Source organism: Erwinia phyllosphaerae, assembly GCF_019132875.1.
Classification (GTDB): domain Bacteria; phylum Pseudomonadota; class Gammaproteobacteria; order Enterobacterales; family Enterobacteriaceae; genus Erwinia; species Erwinia phyllosphaerae.
Window position 1 is genome coordinate 24498 of record NZ_JAHSPF010000003.1, and the last position, 15447, is coordinate 39944.

Consider the following 15447-nt stretch of genomic DNA (forward strand, 5'->3'; position numbering starts at 1 on the left):
GGGGATTCAAGCGGTTTATAACGCCAGACGCACGATGGCGCTGGCGTTAACAGGTACATCAGGAGTTAAACAGGCCTTTTACTTCATGCGGTTCGCAGCGCCAGTACTGCTCTGGTGCATCAACTTTTGCACCCAGGGCGGCAGCGGCATGCCACGGCCAGCGTGGGTTATATAACATGCCGCGCGCCAGGGCGACCATATCGGCCTCCTGCTCTACCAGCACGGCCTCAGCCTGATGTGGCTCGGTGATCAGCCCCACAGCAATAACCGGAACAGACACTTCTTTTTTAATCGCCGCGGAGAAAGGCACCTGATAGTTCGGGCCTACGCTGATTTTCTGCTCTGGCGCCAGGCCGCCGCTGGAGACGTGAATATAGGCACAGCCTTCTGCAGCCAGCGCTTTACTCAGTGCCACAGACTGTTCCAGATCCCAGCCGCCGTTCACCCAGTCAGTCGCGGAAATGCGCACGCCAACCGGCTTGTCCGCCGGGAAGACGCGGCGCACTTCACGGAAAACTTCCAGCGTCAGACGCATCCGGTTTTCCAGCGAGCCGCCATACTTATCTTCACGCTTATTGGACAGTGGCGATAAAAACTCATGCAGCAGATAACCGTGCGCGGCATGAACCTCAATCAGATCCAGGCCCAGGCGGTCGGCACGGATGGCGCTATCGACAAACGCCTGCTTAATCTCTTTAATACGCTCGGCGGTCAGCGCCAGCGGCGTATTGTCGCCCTCGTCAAAAGGGACGGCGGAAGGCGCGGAGGTCTGCCAGCCACCCTGTTCCGGCTGCAAAAATTTGCCGCCGTGCCACGGTACATCGGTAGAGGCCTTGCGTCCGGCATGGGCGAGCTGAATGCCGATCGGCATTTTGGAATATTTACGCACGTCGTGCAGCACTTCGCCCAGCGCCTGTTCGGTCTGGTCATCCCACAGCCCTAAATCCTGCGGCGTGATGCGTCCGGCAGGCTCAATCGCTGCGGCTTCAATAATTAACAGTCCCGCCCCGGAAAGCGCCAGATGGCCAAGATGAATGCGGTGCCATGCTGTTGCTTTGCCGTGCTCGGCGGAATACTGACACATAGGGGCAATGGCGATACGGTTTTTAAGCGTTAACTTACCCAGACTGATTGGGCTAAATAGCTGGCTCATGCACTTTCTCCATAAATGTAAGACTGAACAGGCTAACTATAGGCAGATTTTTTTGTGATGTTGGTCAGGATATGCTTTTTTGTCACTTGCATAACGCCAGCTTCGGTAGCTTCTTTTTTACAAACCCGCTGGATTTCGGTTTGATTCTGACAACATTCAGGTATGATAGCGCCCGCAAAATTTCTCAAAAGTCGCAGGAACGTACACCATGCCAGTGTTACATAACCTTGTTTCTAATGAAGAGCTGAAAGCGCGGATGCTGGCCGAGACCGAGCCGCGTACCACAGTCTCCTTCTACAAGTATTTCACCATCAACGATCCAAAAGCCTTCCGTGATGCGCTTTATATCGCCTTAACAAAATTAAAAGTCTTTGGTCGCGTTTACGTCGCTGCGGAAGGTATTAACGCGCAGATCAGCGTACCGGCCAGCCAGTACGAAGCGATGAAGGCGATGCTGTACGCTTTCGATCCGGCGCTGGATAACCTGCGCATGAATATCGCGCTCGACGATGATGGAAAATCGTTCTGGGTGCTGCGCCTGAAAGTGCGCGAACGCATCGTTGCCGACGGTATTACCGATGAAACTTTTGACGCCAGCGACGTTGGCGGCTATCTCAAGGCGGGCGAAGTCAACGCCATGCTGGACGATCCGGACGCGGTTTTTGTCGATATGCGTAACCACTATGAATATGAAGTGGGCCATTTTGACAACGCGCTGGAAATTCCGGCGGACACCTTCCGCGATCAGCTGCCAATGGCGGTTGATATGCTGCAGGACAACAAAGACAAAAAAATCGTGATGTACTGCACCGGCGGTATTCGCTGTGAAAAAGCCAGCGCGTGGATGCGTCACAACGGCTTTGAAAATGTTTATCACATTGAAGGCGGGATTATTGAGTACGCCCGTCGCGCGCGCGAGCAGGGCTTGCCGGTACGCTTCAAGGGGAAAAACTTTGTCTTTGACGAGCGTATGGGCGAACGTATTTCAGAAGATGTTATCGCACATTGCCACCAGTGCGGGACGGCCTGCGATACGCATGTAAACTGTAAAAACGACGGTTGTCATCTGCTGTTTATCCAGTGTCCGAGCTGCGCGGAAAAATATCACGATTGCTGTAGCCCAATCTGCATGGAAGAGCTGGCGCTAACGCCGGAAGAGCAGCGTGCTCGCCGGGCGGGACGCGAAAACGGCAATAAAATTTTCAACAAGTCGCGCGGCTTGCTGAATATGACGCTGAAAATCCCCACGCCGGATAATTAAGTTTTCAGCGCAGTTACCGGCACGGACGCCGGTCGCTTTTATATTTTTGAGCTTATCAGGCCCATATTATGCGGTTTGGTATTGGCTAAAGCCGCCGATTCTCATGGGCATTCTCTGACCCCCTGCTTGCTGAACGCTCGTCCTCATTGGCCGTTGCGGCATCTCTGCTTGCATAATGATGCCGTTGATAGTTACAACATACTAAAAACACCGTTTAGCGTCGGCTTTGGCTACGGAGTATGCTGGCTTATCTCAGAGCATGACAGCTGGTCAATAATTCATGTACCAGCTGCTAACACAGTTCGACAAAAGGGAAAACAATGAGCCATAAACCCCGGATTCTTGCCGTCGCGGGCAGCCTGCGTAGCGCCTCGGTTAACCATCTTTTTCTGCGAGCCATGCAGCTTATTAAGCCAGAGAACATAGATTTCAGGATCTACTCAGAGCTGGGCCGCCTGCCGCTGTTTAATGCGGATAATGATGAGCAGGCTGGTGAAGAGGTTAGCCGCTGGCGTAAGGCGCTTGCCGAGGCCGATATGCTCTTACTGGTAAGCCCCGAGTATGCGCACGGTGTTTCAGGCGTGATGAAAAATGCGCTGGACTGGATTGTTGGCAGCGGAGAGCTAATGGAAAAACGGCTGGCCTTTCCCAACCTTTCAGTGCGTGCAACGCTTGCGCAGGCGCAGCTGACGGAAATGCTGCATATCCTCGGTTGTCGATTGATAGAAGATTGCAGTCCCCGGGCCACTACTGAACATCCGCTAATGCTGCCTGCAATGGATGAACAGTCGCTGCTGGCTGACAAACGCACCGGGCCAGAGCTAAGAAAACTCTGGCTGCATCTTGAGCAAGCCCTGCTGGTGGATCCAGAAAATCTGCAAAGTAATACCGCCGGACGTCATCTCTGGGGATAGCAGAAAGACAGTAATCCCCTTTCTCTTCGGCATGCAGAAAGATACTAATACACCTTTTCCTTCGGCATGCAGAAAGACACTAATATCCTTTCCTTCGGCGTTTTGTAAAACGTCGGAGGGAAGAGGGCTAACGGCCCAGCTTTTCTGTCTGACTTGCACAATGGCCACACGATTTACCAGTGAATAAATCGGCTATTGCAGCGATTTCTGTCACAAACTTGATAAAAAGGAGCCTGTCGTATAGAGTAAATTCCCGTAAAGAAACGTTTTTACCCGCTGTACTTTCAAACTTTGCTGCTTTATAGCTTTCATTCCCTCTCTTCACCCCAGGCTCCACCGGCAACGAAAGCTATGATGCTGCCAGTCATTCTCACTAAGGGGATTGTATGAGCACGCAACCAGAAACCAGACACAAAAAGCACTTCTGGCAGAAAAAATCGAAAGAACTCACCGTAGACGATATCACCATCGTTGATAAAGACATGCTGAAGCGCGCCGTCGGTGCAGCTGCGCTGGGCAACGCCATGGAATGGTTTGATTTTGGCGTCTACAGCTATCTTGCGGTCACTATTGGTAAAGTCTTCTTCCCCGGCGGTAGCTCTGCGGCGCAGCTGCTTGCGGCTTTCGGTGCCTTTGCGGCGGCTTTCGTGGTGCGTCCCATTGGCGGGCTGGTCTTTGGCCCGCTGGGTGACAAAGTAGGACGTCAGAAAGTACTGGCCGTCACGATGATCATGATGGCTATCGGCACCTTCTGTATCGGCCTGATACCCAGCTATAACAGCATCGGTATCCTGGCACCTGTCCTGCTGCTGGTAGCCCGTCTGGTTCAGGGTTTCTCCACCGGCGGCGAATATGGCGGTGCCGCGACCTTCATCGCGGAATACTCTACCGATAACCGTCGCGGTTTTATGGGCAGCTTCCTGGAATTCGGTACGCTGGGTGGCTACCTGCTCGGCGCGGGCCTGGTTACCGGCCTGACTGCCGCCATGCCGGAAGCAACGCTGCTGGACTGGGGCTGGCGTATTCCATTCTTTATCGCCGCACCGCTTGGCCTGTTCGGACTCTACGTGCGCCTGAAGCTGGAAGAAACGCCGGCGTTCCAGAAGCATATGGAAAAACAGGACGCGCTGGAGCACAGCAAACCGCGCCTGACGCTGCTGCAAATGCTTAGCAAATACCGCGCGCAGATGCTGAAGTGTATCGGCCTGGTGCTGCTGTTTAACGTCTCTAACTATATGCTGACCTCTTATATGCCAAGCTACCTCACCGGCGTGCTGGGTCTGAGCGAGATGAGCAGCCTGCTGCTGATTCTGGTAGTGATGTTTGTGATGATGCCGCTGACGCTGTTTTCCGGTCACTGGAACGATCGCCTGGGCCGTCGTCCGGTGATCTTAAGCGGCGCAATTGGTCTGATCGTACTGGCCGTACCTTGTCTGATGCTGATTGGCTCCGGCAATATGTGGCTGGTGTTCGCGGGCCTGATTATTCTGGGCGTGCTGCATACCTGCTTCAGCGGTTCAATGCCTGCTACGCTGCCTGCGCTGTTTGCTACGGATATTCGTTACAGCGCGCTGGCTATCGGCTTTAACCTGTCCGTTTCGCTGTTTGGCGGTACGACGCCGCTGATGACCACCTGGCTGGTAGAAACCACGCATAATCTGATGATGCCTGCTTACTATCTGATGGGGGCTGGCGTTATTGGCGTGATCACCGTTTTCACTATGCGTGAAACGGCGCGTAAGCCGCTGAACGGATCGGCACCGGCGGTGGCCAGCAAAGCGGAAGCGCATAAGCTGATTAATAAGCTCCGTCTGCGTCAGCAAAAGAAAGACGCAGCGGCAATAGCGTCAAAATAATTTTCCGGGAAACTATAACGTTATTTACGGAAGTTATCTGAGTGGGAAAGACGGCAATTTATTGCCGTCTTTTTTTATTTAAAAGCGGCTAAGAGAGAAGGGCGTTAAATCGAATTCTGTCGATTTGTTTTGCGCAAACCGGGCCGCTATTTCACCTAATACCGTGGCAAATTTAAAACCGTGTCCGCTTAGGCCGGTAATAATCATCCTGTCCGGATTTAGCGTATCGATAATAAAATCTTCATCCGCCGTATTATCATAAGTGCAGGCTTCGCCACGCAGGCAAACGCCGACGCCGGGCAAAAAATGGCGTAAAAAGTTAAACAGCTCGCTGCCATCTTCGGCTACGGCACCAAAAGGCTTACGCTGTTCCGGCGCGGTAATCGGCTGACCACCGTCGTGCTTGCCGATTTTGATCGCGTTGTTATCTGCAGGAAAACCATAAAAGTGTGTGCCGTCAGGCATCTCGACGGTGAAAGCCGGAAATTTATTATTTTCACTGTAGCGGCCGTCAGCCTGATGCCAGGCGAAGACCTTTCTCACCGGCGTAATGGGTAGCGAAGGCAGCAGTGTTTTAACCCATGTTCCCGCACTGACCAACAGCTTTTTCCCGCGGAAAATGCCTTCTGAAGTCTCCACCAGCTGTAATCCGTCGCGCTCGCCCAGTGCCGTAACTGCACAGTTGAACAGCTGTGCACAGCCGGCCTGTTCACATAAACGGATAAGATGGCGTAGCGCCAGTTCTGACTTCAGGTAGCCGGAGCGCGGTTCAAAAACGCCGATATAACCTTCAGGAACAGAGAGTTGTGGCCAGCGGCGTGCGGCTTCTTCACCGGTTAACACTTCCACCGGTAAACTGAATTCATCGGCACTTTGCCGAACGTTGCGGATAAATTCGGAATTAACAGGAGCAAGATTAATGACGCCGCTGCGCTGCATAATACGTTCGCTACACCGCTGCTCCAGTTCGTCCCATAGCTGCTGGGCACGCAGTACCAGCGGAACGTAGCGAGCACCTTCGCCGTACGCGTGGCGAATTAAACGCGATTCACCGTGATGGCTCCCTTCACGGTGAGGCGGGTGCGCACGGTCAATCATCAGCACATTCAGGCCCGCCTGGTTAGCATACCATGCTGCCGCTGCGCCCACCGAGCCGCTGCCTACCACTATTAAGTCATATACCATCTGCACCTGGCTCCTTAGTTAAACGGGCAATCAGGGCAGGATAACAAAAGCGCCGCTAATGAAAAAGGCACCCGTATGGGTGCCTTCAGGGTAACGCGTTCGAAATTAGTGCTTTTTGTAATCGCGATCCTGATATTCTGTCGCTTCTATCTTGGCTATGCCAGCTTCGAGAATAGAGATAAATTGCCTGGCTACGTCGGTGGTCAACCAATAGGTTTGACCCACTTCTGCCTCATCGCTCGGCTGCTCGTTAGAGGTAAGCGAATGCAAACGGATCATCATCGCATCGTAGCTGTCCACGGTACTGATATCCCACCCAATGAGGGGATGCGTCTGGATAACCTCTTTGTTTCTGTCCATTATAACCCCCTTATTACTCGTGTTGACAATGACAACGAAGTGATTTATCGAGGTTCAAAGCGGCCTTTTTTCATAGAGCAGGATAATTATAACAGAAATTCTGCTGCCCACAGAACGAAGTTTCAATTAAGGCCATTTGACTCTGTTTTTAACGGGATTAGCGTACGCAGAAACTTTTAATCCGTCCCGATAATATAAATATCGGCAGAGAAATAATAAAACTTGAATAAATATTATTCACCCGGCTCGTTTGGCCAGTTCTTCTGCCAGCGCGGCAAAATGCTGCCGTTTATTTTCATCGTGCTCCGGGCGCGTTGCTTCCAGACGCAGCTTTTCAACCAGCAGCAGCGAAGCGCGCTCATCAAGACAAAGAGAGAGGGAAGAGAAGGCGACTTCGAGCACGCTCAAACGGCGCTGCTGATCGGCAATCAGCGCCAGCAGTTCACCAAAGGTCATCGCTTCTTCAGGGTTTTCGACATTCACAGCGTCCTCTTAGCCAACGGCGGTCATTAATCGGGTGTGACTACTATAGACAGATTCTGGCAGGCGCGAACAGGGGGAAGACGAAAAAAGCCGGGCGGCGAACCCGGCAAAAAACGGAAGAGAGGGCAGAGCCGGTCAGTCGGTGATAAACCAGTCGTCGGCGCTTTCCCAGGTTTCCTGCAGGATATCGGTGATTTGGTCTTTCGCCTCTTTACCGCCGCCCATCACCGTCAGATTATTGGCGGCTGCATAGCGCACCGAGACGCTGTGGGCGGATTCAGGAAATTGCTTGTCGATACGTTTGCTTAGCTCTGCCGACAGCGCGTCAATCGCGCCAGCCGGCAGAGAGGTAGTTTTTGCGACAGTGACTTCAATACGCATAAAAGCCTCCGATTAATGTACTGTGAATATATACAGCAAAGGAACCGGACGCAATCCTTTTTATCCTGCGTGTTACAGCTCTACGCGCCAGTTCAGCGTCTCGCCCGCCAGGAACGGTACCAGCGTATCTTCGCCAAGGGTCACGCTTTCCGGCACCGTCCACGGCTGACGTACCAGCTTAAGGGTACCTTCGTTCAGCGGCAAACCATAAAAGCGCGGGCCATTTTCGGAACAGAAAGCGGCAAAATGCTCCAGCGCGTCCATTTCCTCAAATACCGTAGCGTAGGCGGGAAGTGAAGAGGGGGCGTTGAAGACGCCCGCGCAGCCGCAGCTGGCCTCTTTACGATGACGCAAATGCGGTGCCGTATCCGTTCCCAGAAAGAAACGGTCGTTACCGCTGGCGATAACCTTTCTTAAGGCTTCCTGATGCACGTTGCGCTTCAGGATTGGCAGGCAGTAAAGATGCGGGCGCACGCCGCCAACCAGCATGTGATTGCGGTTAAACATCAGGTGCTGTGGCGTAATGGTCGCGCCCAGAAAACGATTGCCTTCCTGCACGTAAGCCGCGGCTTCTTTGGTAGTGATGTGTTCAAAAACCACCTTCAGTTCCGGATACTGTTTACGCAGCGGCTCCATCACCGTTTCGATAAAGCGCGCCTCACGGTCAAAAATATCAACGTGTGAGTCGGTCACTTCACCATGGATCAACAGCGGCATACCGATTTTTTGCATGCGCTCCAGCACCAGCGCAATAGAGGCGATATTGGTCACGCCGTGGCTGGAGTTGGTCGTGGCATGCGCCGGATAGAGTTTCGCGGCGGTAAAGACGCCTTCGTTAAAACCTTTCTCGACTTCATCCGCATCAAGCGAGTCGGTCAGGTAGCAGGTCATTAAGGGCGTAAAAGCGTGGCCGTCAGGAATGGCCGCCAGAATACGCTCGCGGTAGGCGATGGCGGCGGCAACGCTGGTCACCGGCGGCACCAGGTTAGGCATAACGATAGCGCGGCCGTTCACCTCGCTGGTAAAGGGCAGCACGGTTTTCAGCATCTCATCATCTCGCAGATGGATATGCCAGTCGTCTGGGCGGCGGATTACAAGCTGAGGGTGTGCAGTCATTACGGGCTCCGGCAGAAAGGAAATCGATATGGCGCGATTTGGCCGGGTATCAAGGATAGGGGCAAAGCCAAACGTTTGCACCTGCTTTATGAAAGAAGTTGCAAAAAAGCGCTGCTCCGTAAGAGAAGGGGAAGTTTGCCTGAAGCTTACCGTAAATTTGCAGCGTGTCGGACTGGCGTAACGGCCTGCCAGCAGGCAGGCCGTAAGCGATTAATTGGTAAACGGAATGATCAGCTCGCCGGGTTTTACTTCCAGCCCTTTGGCAAAACGCTTCGCCAGCGACTCTGCCTTGCTGCGATCCGTGCTCAGGACGTAAGCCGGTTTCTGATTAAAGTAATCTTTTAACGACTGATTCAGATAAGGGGTTAACGTATTCAGCGCGCCCTGCATCTTTTCCGGCTGCGCCTGCACGTCGGTGAGCTGCATATCTTTCAGGTAAATGACGCCGTTATCCTTGTCAAAAACCGGCTGCGCTTTCATGGTCAGCAGCATTACCGCGTGCTGTGGACCGAACAGCGAGCTGATATCCACCGTGGCTTTACCGGAAAGCGTTACCTTATTGGGTTCTTCACGCCCAATCTTGCTGCTGAGGTCGGTCAGCACAATATGGGCATCGACCAGTCCGGCAACGCCAATCTGTTTTTCAAAATTGTTATGTTTTTGCAGCGCCTGGTTTACTTCCTGCTCGCTGATGCTGTACTGCGTCAACTGATTACAGCCGGTTAACATACCCACCAGCAACAGGGCGCTTAGCCCCCAAAAAAACTTTTTCATAGTGCTCCTCTGAACTTGAGACGTCAGATACCCCTTCTGACGCGAAGCGCTAGCTTGCCGGACAAACGGCCGAGAGTCACCAGGCTGGCGGTAAAGGTTGCGGGAAAATTTGTGACGAAATAAAGCGGGGCCACGAATGTGGCCCCGGAAGATCAGGCGGCAACAGAGGAGAGCAGGGTAACCTGGGTCTGTTTCGCCATGTTGTCGCGATAGTCGGCCACGCGGCTGGGATACTCTACTCCTGCCACCAGCGTCAGCGAGCGCAGTACAGGGAACAGACGAATATCATCCAGCGAAAGCTCGCCGTTTACGGCATTGGGTTTCACGATTAGCTTATCGAGCTTGCGTAGGTCATCGTTGATATTCTTGATAAAGCCTTCCGAGTGCTGCAGCAGTTCTTCAAAGCTGCCAACGTTGGCCTCTTTTTTATTTTTAAAATAGCTGCGCGCCTCCGGCGTGGCGAATTCGGCGAAAGGTGCTTTGGCGATACGCGGCAGCAGAAGCTTATTCAAATAGCCGTTAACGTGGCGCAGCCAGTCGCTGATGGCCGGATTAGTGCGCCCCGTCAGCAGCGGTTCGCGGTCGCTTTTATCTACATAGTCGACGATATCAAGGCTTTCCGGCATGCAGCTACCGTCTTCCTTCATCAGGATCGGCGCCATTTTCTGACCGATCAATTTTTTCGGCGTTTCTTCATCATCATTGGCCATAACGATCAGTTCGACCGGCAGATTTTTTAAACCAAAAATCATGCGGGCTTTTACGCAGAACGGGCAGTGATCGTAAATAAACAGTTTCAAGAATGCCTCCTTACAGCGGTGAAGATTAACGGTCTTGCCTGTAATCTTCTGAATGTATTAAGGGAGTATGGAAGAGATTTAGCACGAGGGCAAACCGCGGTATAAGCGCGAAAATCAGGGAGAAGGCGGGAAGTAAGCGTCATTGAGAGCGCATTTTATCCGCTATTTTCAGCGGCTTCCGTCATTATTTTTTGAAATTTCACCCGCAATATTTTACATGGCTAACCGGGCGGTTATAGTGAAGAGAAGCTGCTTAAACCGGCCAGCCACTCTTTTGCGCCGGTATTTAACCTAACTGCCCCTGCTCAGGAGAGAAGATGTTTGGCTATCGTTCCGCTGCGCCCAAAGTTCGTCTGACCACCGACAGGCTGGTCGTGCGTCTAATCCACGAGCGCGACGCCTGGCGTCTGGCGGATTATTATGCAGAAAACCGGCTGTTTCTTAAGCCCTGGGAGCCGATTCGCGACGAGAGCCACTGCTATCCTTCCGGCTGGCAGGCGCGGCTGGGGCTGATAACCGATATGCATAAGCAGGGCAGCGCCTACTATTTTGCGGTGATGGATCCGGACGAAAACGAAGTGCGCGGCGTGGCAAACTTCAGTAATGTGGTGCGCGGCTCTTTCCACGCCTGCTATCTGGGCTACTCGCTGGGGCAGAAGTGGCAGGGCCAGGGCATGATGTTTGAGGCATTACAGTCGGCGATTCGCTATATGCAGCGCCAGCAACGGATGCACCGTATCATGGCTAACTATATGCCGCATAATCAGCGTAGCGGCGATCTGCTGGCGCGGCTCGGCTTTGAGAAAGAGGGCTATGCCAAAGATTATCTGCTGATTGACGGACGCTGGCAGGATCACGTGTTGACCGCGCTGACTGCCAGAGAATGGACACCTGAACGACGTGGATCCTTTTAATGAAAATGACGCTTTCGCCCGTTGAGGCGCGCATTATCGGCTGTCTCCTGGAAAAACAGGTCACCACGCCGGACCAATATCCTATGTCGCTGAACGGCGTCGTGACGGCCTGCAACCAGAAATCAAACCGTGAACCGGTGATGACGCTTGGTGAAACCAGCGTGCAGGATTCGCTGGACATGCTGGCTAAAAAACATCTGATTACCGCTTTTAGCGGTGCCGGGCAGCGGGTAGTAAAGTACGAACATCGTTTTTGTAACAGCGAGTTCGGCCAGCTAAAACTGTCCCCCGCCGAGTTTGCGCTGGTCGCCACGCTGCTGCTGCGCGGCGCGCAAACGCCGGGCGAACTGCGTACGCGCAGCACTCGCCTGCATGAATTTGCCGATATGGCCGAGGTGGAGCAGACGCTGGAAAATCTGGCGACGCGAGAAGATGGCCCTTTTGTGGTCAGGCTGGCACGCGAGCCGGGCAAGCGAGAAAGCCGCTATATGCATCTTTTCAGCGGTCAGGTGGATGAAGCGGCGCTGGCCGTTACCGATACAGCGACGGAAAATGGCGATTTGAACGAGCGCGTTGCCGAACTGGAGCGCGAAATGGCAGAGCTCAGGCAACAGCTGGCAAAGCTTACTGCCATAGTCAACGGTGAAAATTGACAGCAGGCGCGGCTTACAGAACCGCAACCAGCCATAGCGAGCGCGGCTGAAACAGCCTGAGTCAGATGATAGCGGGCGTAGCAGAATCGGATAAGTTAACCGGCGTCGCCGGATGCTGAAATAACGACAGGGCTTAAGGCCGCATAGTCGCCAGGAGTGTGTGATGACGTTACGTATAGGGATGGTCGGTTTAGGCAATATTGCGCAAAAAGCCTGGCTACCGGTGTTGGCTAACGCCCGGGACTTTCAGTTTGTCGGCGCGTTTTCTCCCGGCCAGCAGAAAGCCCGCGCGGTATGCGACAGCTGGCGTATTCCGCTTTACAGTACGCTGGACGGGCTGAGCGACGCCTGCGATGCTCTCTTTGTTCATACCTCCACCGCCACGCACTTCAGCATTGTCAAACAGCTGCTGCTGGCGGGAAAAGATGTCTGCGTCGACAAGCCGCTGGCGGCTACGCTTGCCGAAGCTGAGCAGCTGGTGGCACTGGCGCACAGGCACGGGCGCAAACTGATGGTGGCTTTTAACCGCCGTTTTGCGCCTCGTTATCTTCAGCTGAAGCAGGTTAACCCTCTCGCTTCGCTGCGCATGGATAAGCATCGCTGTGACAGCGTCGGGCCGCACGATCTTTTCTTTACCTTACTGGATGACTATCTGCACGTGGTGGATACGGCGCTGTGGCTGGGCGGCGGGGGAACGCTGCAGGGCGGCGTTTTACAAACCAACGATGAAGGCGAAATGCTCTACGCCGAGCACCATTTTCATTACGGCAATCTGCAAATCACTACCAGTATGCACCGACGGGCGGGGACGCAGCGTGAATCGGTAGTGGCGATAGCGGACGGCAGCGTCTGGCAGGTTGATGAGATGCGTGAACTCCGTCAGGAAACCGCTGGCCGCCTGATTATTGAGCCGGTACCGGGCTGGCAAAGCACGCTGGAGCAGCGAGGATTTGTCGGCGCCGCCCGTCATTTTATTGACTGCGTGCAAAATCAGACTATGCCGCAAACCTCCGGCGAGCAGGCGCTGGCCGCGCAGCGCGTTATTGAAAAGCTCTGGCGCGACAGCGACAGAGAATAACGTGTAACAATCGAATATGGTTATTTAGCGCTATATCAGTAGACTATGCCCACTTTCAGGCGGTTTGCCCGTGGCCGAGTAATTACCGTGGCCCGAGCCGCATCCTTGCAAAAAAATCAGGAAGAAAATGAACCTGTTGAAATCACTGGCAGCGGTCAGCTCGATGACCCTGTTTTCTCGCGTGCTGGGATTTGCGCGCGATGCCATAGTGGCGCGCGTTTTTGGCGCGGGAATGGCAACCGACGCCTTCTTTGTCGCCTTTAAGTTACCCAATTTGCTGCGCCGTATCTTTGCTGAAGGCGCGTTCTCCCAGGCTTTTGTGCCCATTCTTGCCGAGTATAAAAGTAAGCAGGGCGAGGAAGCGACGCGGGTTTTTGTCGCTTACGTTTCCGGTTTGCTGACGCTGGCGCTGGCGATTATCACGCTGGCCGGGATGTTTGCCGCGCCGTGGGTGATTCTGGTTACCGCACCGGGCTTTGCCGATACCGCCGATAAGTTCGCGCTGACTTCGGCGCTGCTGCGCGTCACCTTCCCCTACATCATGCTTATCTCTCTGGCCTCGCTGGCGGGCGCAATCCTCAATACCTGGAACCGTTTTTCCGTTCCGGCCTTTGCGCCCACGCTGCTGAATGTCAGCATGATCGGTTTTGCGCTGTTTGCCGCACCGCATTTTCATCCGCCGGTGATGGCGCTGGCCTGGGCCGTCGTGGCTGGCGGCGTGCTGCAGCTGGGCTATCAGCTGCCGCATTTAAAGAAAATCGGCATGCTGGTGCTGCCGCGCCTGAATTTGAAAGATGCGGGCGTCTGGCGAGTGATGCGCCAGATGGGGCCAGCGATACTGGGCGTTTCCGTGAGCCAGATTTCGCTGATCATTAACACTATTTTTGCCTCTTTTCTGGTTTCGGGCTCCGTTTCCTGGATGTATTACGCCGACCGTCTGATGGAGTTTCCTTCCGGCGTGCTGGGCGTGGCGCTCGGTACCATTCTGCTGCCTTCGCTGGCGAAAAGCTTTGCCAGCAACAATCACCAGGAATATAACCGCCTGATGGACTGGGGATTACGTCTCTGCTTCGTGCTGGCGCTGCCGAGCGCGGTGGCGCTGGGGATTATTGCCAAACCGCTGACTATTTCACTGTTCCAGTACGGCAAGTTTTCCGCTTTCGATGCCGCAATGACCCAGCGCGCGCTGGTCGCCTATTCGGTGGGCCTGATGGGCCTGATCGTGGTAAAAATCCTGGCGCCGGGCTTCTATTCGCGGCAGGACATTAAAACGCCGGTAAAAATCGCCATTATTACCCTGATAATGACGCAGCTGATGAACCTGGCGTTTATTGGGCCGCTGAAGCATGCGGGTCTGGCGCTGTCGATTGGTCTGGCGGCCTGCCTGAACGCCTCGCTGCTGTACTGGCAGCTTAGAAAGCAGAAAATTTTCCAGCCGCAGCCCGGCTGGTTTAGCTTTCTGCTGCGGCTGGTGATTGCCGTGGTGGCGATGGCGGCGGCGCTGGTGGGCATTCTCTGGGTGATGCCGGACTGGGCGCAAGGCAACATGCTGATGCGCTTACTGCGGCTGGCGGCAGTCTGTGCCGTGGGCGGCGGTGTCTACTTTGCGGTACTGGCGCTGCTGGGTTTCCGCGTGAAAGATTTCGCCCGCACAACAACCGCCTGAAAACAGCGGTAAAACAAAAGCAAAACCCCGGTCATCTGCCGGGGTTTTTTATGCGTGGCGCTCAACTGCGCCTTACTTTAAGGCTAACGCTTAACGTATCTTCCTAAAGACTTACACTTTACGATTCACGTAGCTGCTTGAAGTCGCCTGGCCATCCGGGCCGTAGAAGCTCTGCGTCTGATAAGGTTTCAATACCTCAATCGCCTTTTCAGTAAAGGAGATTTGATGATTCAGCAGCATGCCGTTGTGCAAATTGGTGTCGCGCAGTTTTACTGTCTGTTCCTGAAGGGCTGACCAGCGACGGGCCATTTCTGGCTGACCGCTGTAGGGCGCATAAACGCCAGCCTCTTTCTCCGCGTCGCGGCGCAGCTGCTCAAGAAAATTGAGCGTCGCCAGCAGAGAACCTTTATCTTCCGTAATACGCTGCAGTAAGCTGCTGTTGATCTGGCCGCCTGAGAGCTGTTGGTGCTCTGCCGTCATTACGTCAGCCAGACTTTTCAGTACTTCCAGCATTTTATCAAGCGCGGTCAGCAGCTTAGTCATTTACCTAGTTACCTTCTATAGAGTCTTTGGCCTGCTGAATCAGGGCATCGGCAATTTTGCCGGTATCCATTTTCAACTCGCCATTACGGATAGCGCTCTTCAGCTGCTCAACGCGCGCGGTGTTAATATCCTGCGAGCTGGCTTTGGTCAGCTGCGACTGGGCGCCGCTCAATACTACCTGAGTACCCGACGGGGTAGTTTTCGTTGCTGTCTCTGTCTTTTGGGCCTTGGGCGTGGCAACTTCGGGAAGATCGCGAGGCTGCACAGTGCTGGCTGGCTTCGTAGGCTGAGTTCTGTCGATGCTCATATC

17 protein-coding genes are annotated in these 15447 nt (G+C 54.0%); 7 read left to right on the plus strand and 10 right to left on the minus strand.

From position 1 onward, the window contains the following. Positions 1 to 58: 58 nt before the first annotated feature. On the minus strand, positions 59 to 1153 hold the full coding sequence (locus KUE00_RS05870) for an NADH:flavin oxidoreductase/NADH oxidase (protein ID WP_246758713.1): 1095 nt from the start codon (positions 1151 to 1153) through the stop codon (positions 59 to 61). Positions 1154 to 1361: 208 nt separating this feature from the next. Here KUE00_RS05870 and trhO point away from each other — a divergent pair, with 208 nt between their 5' ends. From trhO to proP, 3 genes are all read left to right on the plus strand, one after another. Then, the gene (trhO, locus tag KUE00_RS05875) at positions 1362 to 2414 is read left to right on the plus strand and encodes an oxygen-dependent tRNA uridine(34) hydroxylase TrhO (RefSeq protein ID WP_246758715.1); all 1053 of its coding nucleotides are present in this window, start codon (positions 1362 to 1364) and stop codon (positions 2412 to 2414) included. A 320-nt stretch (positions 2415 to 2734) separates the two neighbouring features. After that, a complete protein-coding gene (locus KUE00_RS05880) occupies positions 2735 to 3328 on the plus strand; it encodes an NADPH-dependent FMN reductase (protein ID WP_246758717.1) in 594 nt (197 codons plus the stop codon). Between the two features lie 386 nt (positions 3329 to 3714). Continuing rightward, positions 3715 to 5184 (plus strand): glycine betaine/L-proline transporter ProP, encoded by a 1470-nt coding sequence (proP, locus tag KUE00_RS05885; RefSeq protein WP_246758718.1) that lies wholly within the window; start codon positions 3715 to 3717, stop codon positions 5182 to 5184. Between the two features lie 78 nt (positions 5185 to 5262). Here the strand turns inward: proP and solA are convergent, their stop codons facing one another. The 7 genes from solA to grxB form a co-directional block, all read right to left on the minus strand. Then, positions 5263 to 6369, minus strand: a complete 1107-nt coding sequence (gene solA / locus KUE00_RS05890; protein WP_246758719.1) for an N-methyl-L-tryptophan oxidase — start codon at positions 6367 to 6369, stop codon at positions 5263 to 5265. Between the two features lie 105 nt (positions 6370 to 6474). Next, positions 6475 to 6729: a biofilm formation regulator BssS gene (gene bssS, locus KUE00_RS05895; RefSeq protein ID WP_246758720.1), complete on the minus strand. Its 255-nt coding sequence runs from the start codon at positions 6727 to 6729 to the stop codon at positions 6475 to 6477. A 237-nt stretch (positions 6730 to 6966) separates the two neighbouring features. Then, positions 6967 to 7185, minus strand: coding sequence for a hypothetical protein (locus tag KUE00_RS05900; RefSeq protein ID WP_281434528.1), 219 nt, complete (start codon positions 7183 to 7185; stop codon positions 6967 to 6969). Positions 7186 to 7347: 162 nt separating this feature from the next. Next, a complete protein-coding gene (gene dinI / locus KUE00_RS05905) occupies positions 7348 to 7593 on the minus strand; it encodes a DNA damage-inducible protein I (protein WP_246758723.1) in 246 nt (81 codons plus the stop codon). 72 nt (positions 7594 to 7665) lie between these two features. After that, on the minus strand, positions 7666 to 8709 hold the full coding sequence (pyrC, locus tag KUE00_RS05910; RefSeq protein ID WP_246758724.1) for a dihydroorotase: 1044 nt from the start codon (positions 8707 to 8709) through the stop codon (positions 7666 to 7668). Positions 8710 to 8919: 210 nt separating this feature from the next. After that, complete coding sequence (locus KUE00_RS05915) at positions 8920 to 9483, minus strand: lipoprotein (protein ID WP_246758725.1); 564 nt, start codon at positions 9481 to 9483, stop codon at positions 8920 to 8922. A gap of 152 nt (positions 9484 to 9635) precedes the next feature. After that, positions 9636 to 10283 carry a glutaredoxin 2 gene (grxB, locus tag KUE00_RS05920; RefSeq protein WP_246758726.1) on the minus strand — a complete coding sequence of 216 codons (648 nt, stop codon included), beginning with the start codon at positions 10281 to 10283 and terminating at the stop codon, positions 9636 to 9638. A 317-nt stretch (positions 10284 to 10600) separates the two neighbouring features. Between grxB and rimJ the strand changes: the two genes are divergently transcribed. From rimJ to murJ, 4 genes are all read left to right on the plus strand, one after another. Continuing rightward, positions 10601 to 11197: a ribosomal protein S5-alanine N-acetyltransferase gene (gene rimJ / locus KUE00_RS05925; protein WP_246758727.1), complete on the plus strand. Its 597-nt coding sequence runs from the start codon at positions 10601 to 10603 to the stop codon at positions 11195 to 11197. Then, complete coding sequence (locus KUE00_RS05930) at positions 11197 to 11850, plus strand: DUF480 domain-containing protein (RefSeq protein ID WP_246758728.1); 654 nt, start codon at positions 11197 to 11199, stop codon at positions 11848 to 11850. Before rimJ ends, KUE00_RS05930 begins: the two co-directional genes overlap by 1 nt. 163 nt (positions 11851 to 12013) lie before the next feature. Continuing rightward, a complete protein-coding gene (locus tag KUE00_RS05935) occupies positions 12014 to 12928 on the plus strand; it encodes a Gfo/Idh/MocA family protein (RefSeq protein WP_246758730.1) in 915 nt (304 codons plus the stop codon). Positions 12929 to 13055: 127 nt separating this feature from the next. Continuing rightward, entirely contained in the window at positions 13056 to 14594 is a 1539-nt protein-coding gene (murJ, locus tag KUE00_RS05940) for a murein biosynthesis integral membrane protein MurJ (protein WP_246758733.1), read from the plus strand. 111 nt (positions 14595 to 14705) lie between these two features. On the opposite strand, the gene flgN is transcribed toward murJ, so the two are convergent. Next, complete coding sequence (gene flgN, locus KUE00_RS05945; RefSeq protein ID WP_246758734.1) at positions 14706 to 15137, minus strand: flagellar export chaperone FlgN; 432 nt, start codon at positions 15135 to 15137, stop codon at positions 14706 to 14708. 4 nt (positions 15138 to 15141) lie between these two features. Then, positions 15142 to 15444 carry a flagellar biosynthesis anti-sigma factor FlgM gene (flgM, locus tag KUE00_RS05950; protein ID WP_246758735.1) on the minus strand — a complete coding sequence of 101 codons (303 nt, stop codon included), beginning with the start codon at positions 15442 to 15444 and terminating at the stop codon, positions 15142 to 15144. Between the last annotated feature and the right edge of the window lie 3 nt (positions 15445 to 15447).

Excerpts from the sequence above, each read along its gene's own strand:
- dinI (WP_246758723.1), bottom strand. The coding sequence starts at position 7,593 with ATGCGTATTGAAGTCACTGTCGCAAAAACTACCTCTCTGCCGGCTGGC.
- rimJ (WP_246758727.1), top strand. The coding sequence starts at position 10,601 with ATGTTTGGCTATCGTTCCGCTGCGCCCAAAGTTCGTCTGACCACCGAC.
- pyrC (WP_246758724.1), bottom strand. The coding sequence starts at position 8,709 with ATGACTGCACACCCTCAGCTTGTAATCCGCCGCCCAGACGACTGGCAT.
- KUE00_RS05935 (WP_246758730.1), top strand. The coding sequence starts at position 12,014 with ATGACGTTACGTATAGGGATGGTCGGTTTAGGCAATATTGCGCAAAAA.
- bssS (WP_246758720.1), bottom strand. The coding sequence starts at position 6,729 with ATGGACAGAAACAAAGAGGTTATCCAGACGCATCCCCTCATTGGGTGG.
- KUE00_RS05930 (WP_246758728.1), top strand. The coding sequence starts at position 11,197 with ATGAAAATGACGCTTTCGCCCGTTGAGGCGCGCATTATCGGCTGTCTC.
- proP (WP_246758718.1), top strand. The coding sequence starts at position 3,715 with ATGAGCACGCAACCAGAAACCAGACACAAAAAGCACTTCTGGCAGAAA.
- KUE00_RS05900 (WP_281434528.1), bottom strand. The coding sequence starts at position 7,185 with ATGACCTTTGGTGAACTGCTGGCGCTGATTGCCGATCAGCAGCGCCGT.
- flgM (WP_246758735.1), bottom strand. The coding sequence starts at position 15,444 with ATGAGCATCGACAGAACTCAGCCTACGAAGCCAGCCAGCACTGTGCAG.
- KUE00_RS05880 (WP_246758717.1), top strand. The coding sequence starts at position 2,735 with ATGAGCCATAAACCCCGGATTCTTGCCGTCGCGGGCAGCCTGCGTAGC.
- murJ (WP_246758733.1), top strand. The coding sequence starts at position 13,056 with ATGAACCTGTTGAAATCACTGGCAGCGGTCAGCTCGATGACCCTGTTT.
- flgN (WP_246758734.1), bottom strand. The coding sequence starts at position 15,137 with ATGACTAAGCTGCTGACCGCGCTTGATAAAATGCTGGAAGTACTGAAA.
- trhO (WP_246758715.1), top strand. The coding sequence starts at position 1,362 with ATGCCAGTGTTACATAACCTTGTTTCTAATGAAGAGCTGAAAGCGCGG.
- solA (WP_246758719.1), bottom strand. The coding sequence starts at position 6,369 with ATGGTATATGACTTAATAGTGGTAGGCAGCGGCTCGGTGGGCGCAGCG.
- KUE00_RS05915 (WP_246758725.1), bottom strand. The coding sequence starts at position 9,483 with ATGAAAAAGTTTTTTTGGGGGCTAAGCGCCCTGTTGCTGGTGGGTATG.
- KUE00_RS05870 (WP_246758713.1), bottom strand. The coding sequence starts at position 1,153 with ATGAGCCAGCTATTTAGCCCAATCAGTCTGGGTAAGTTAACGCTTAAA.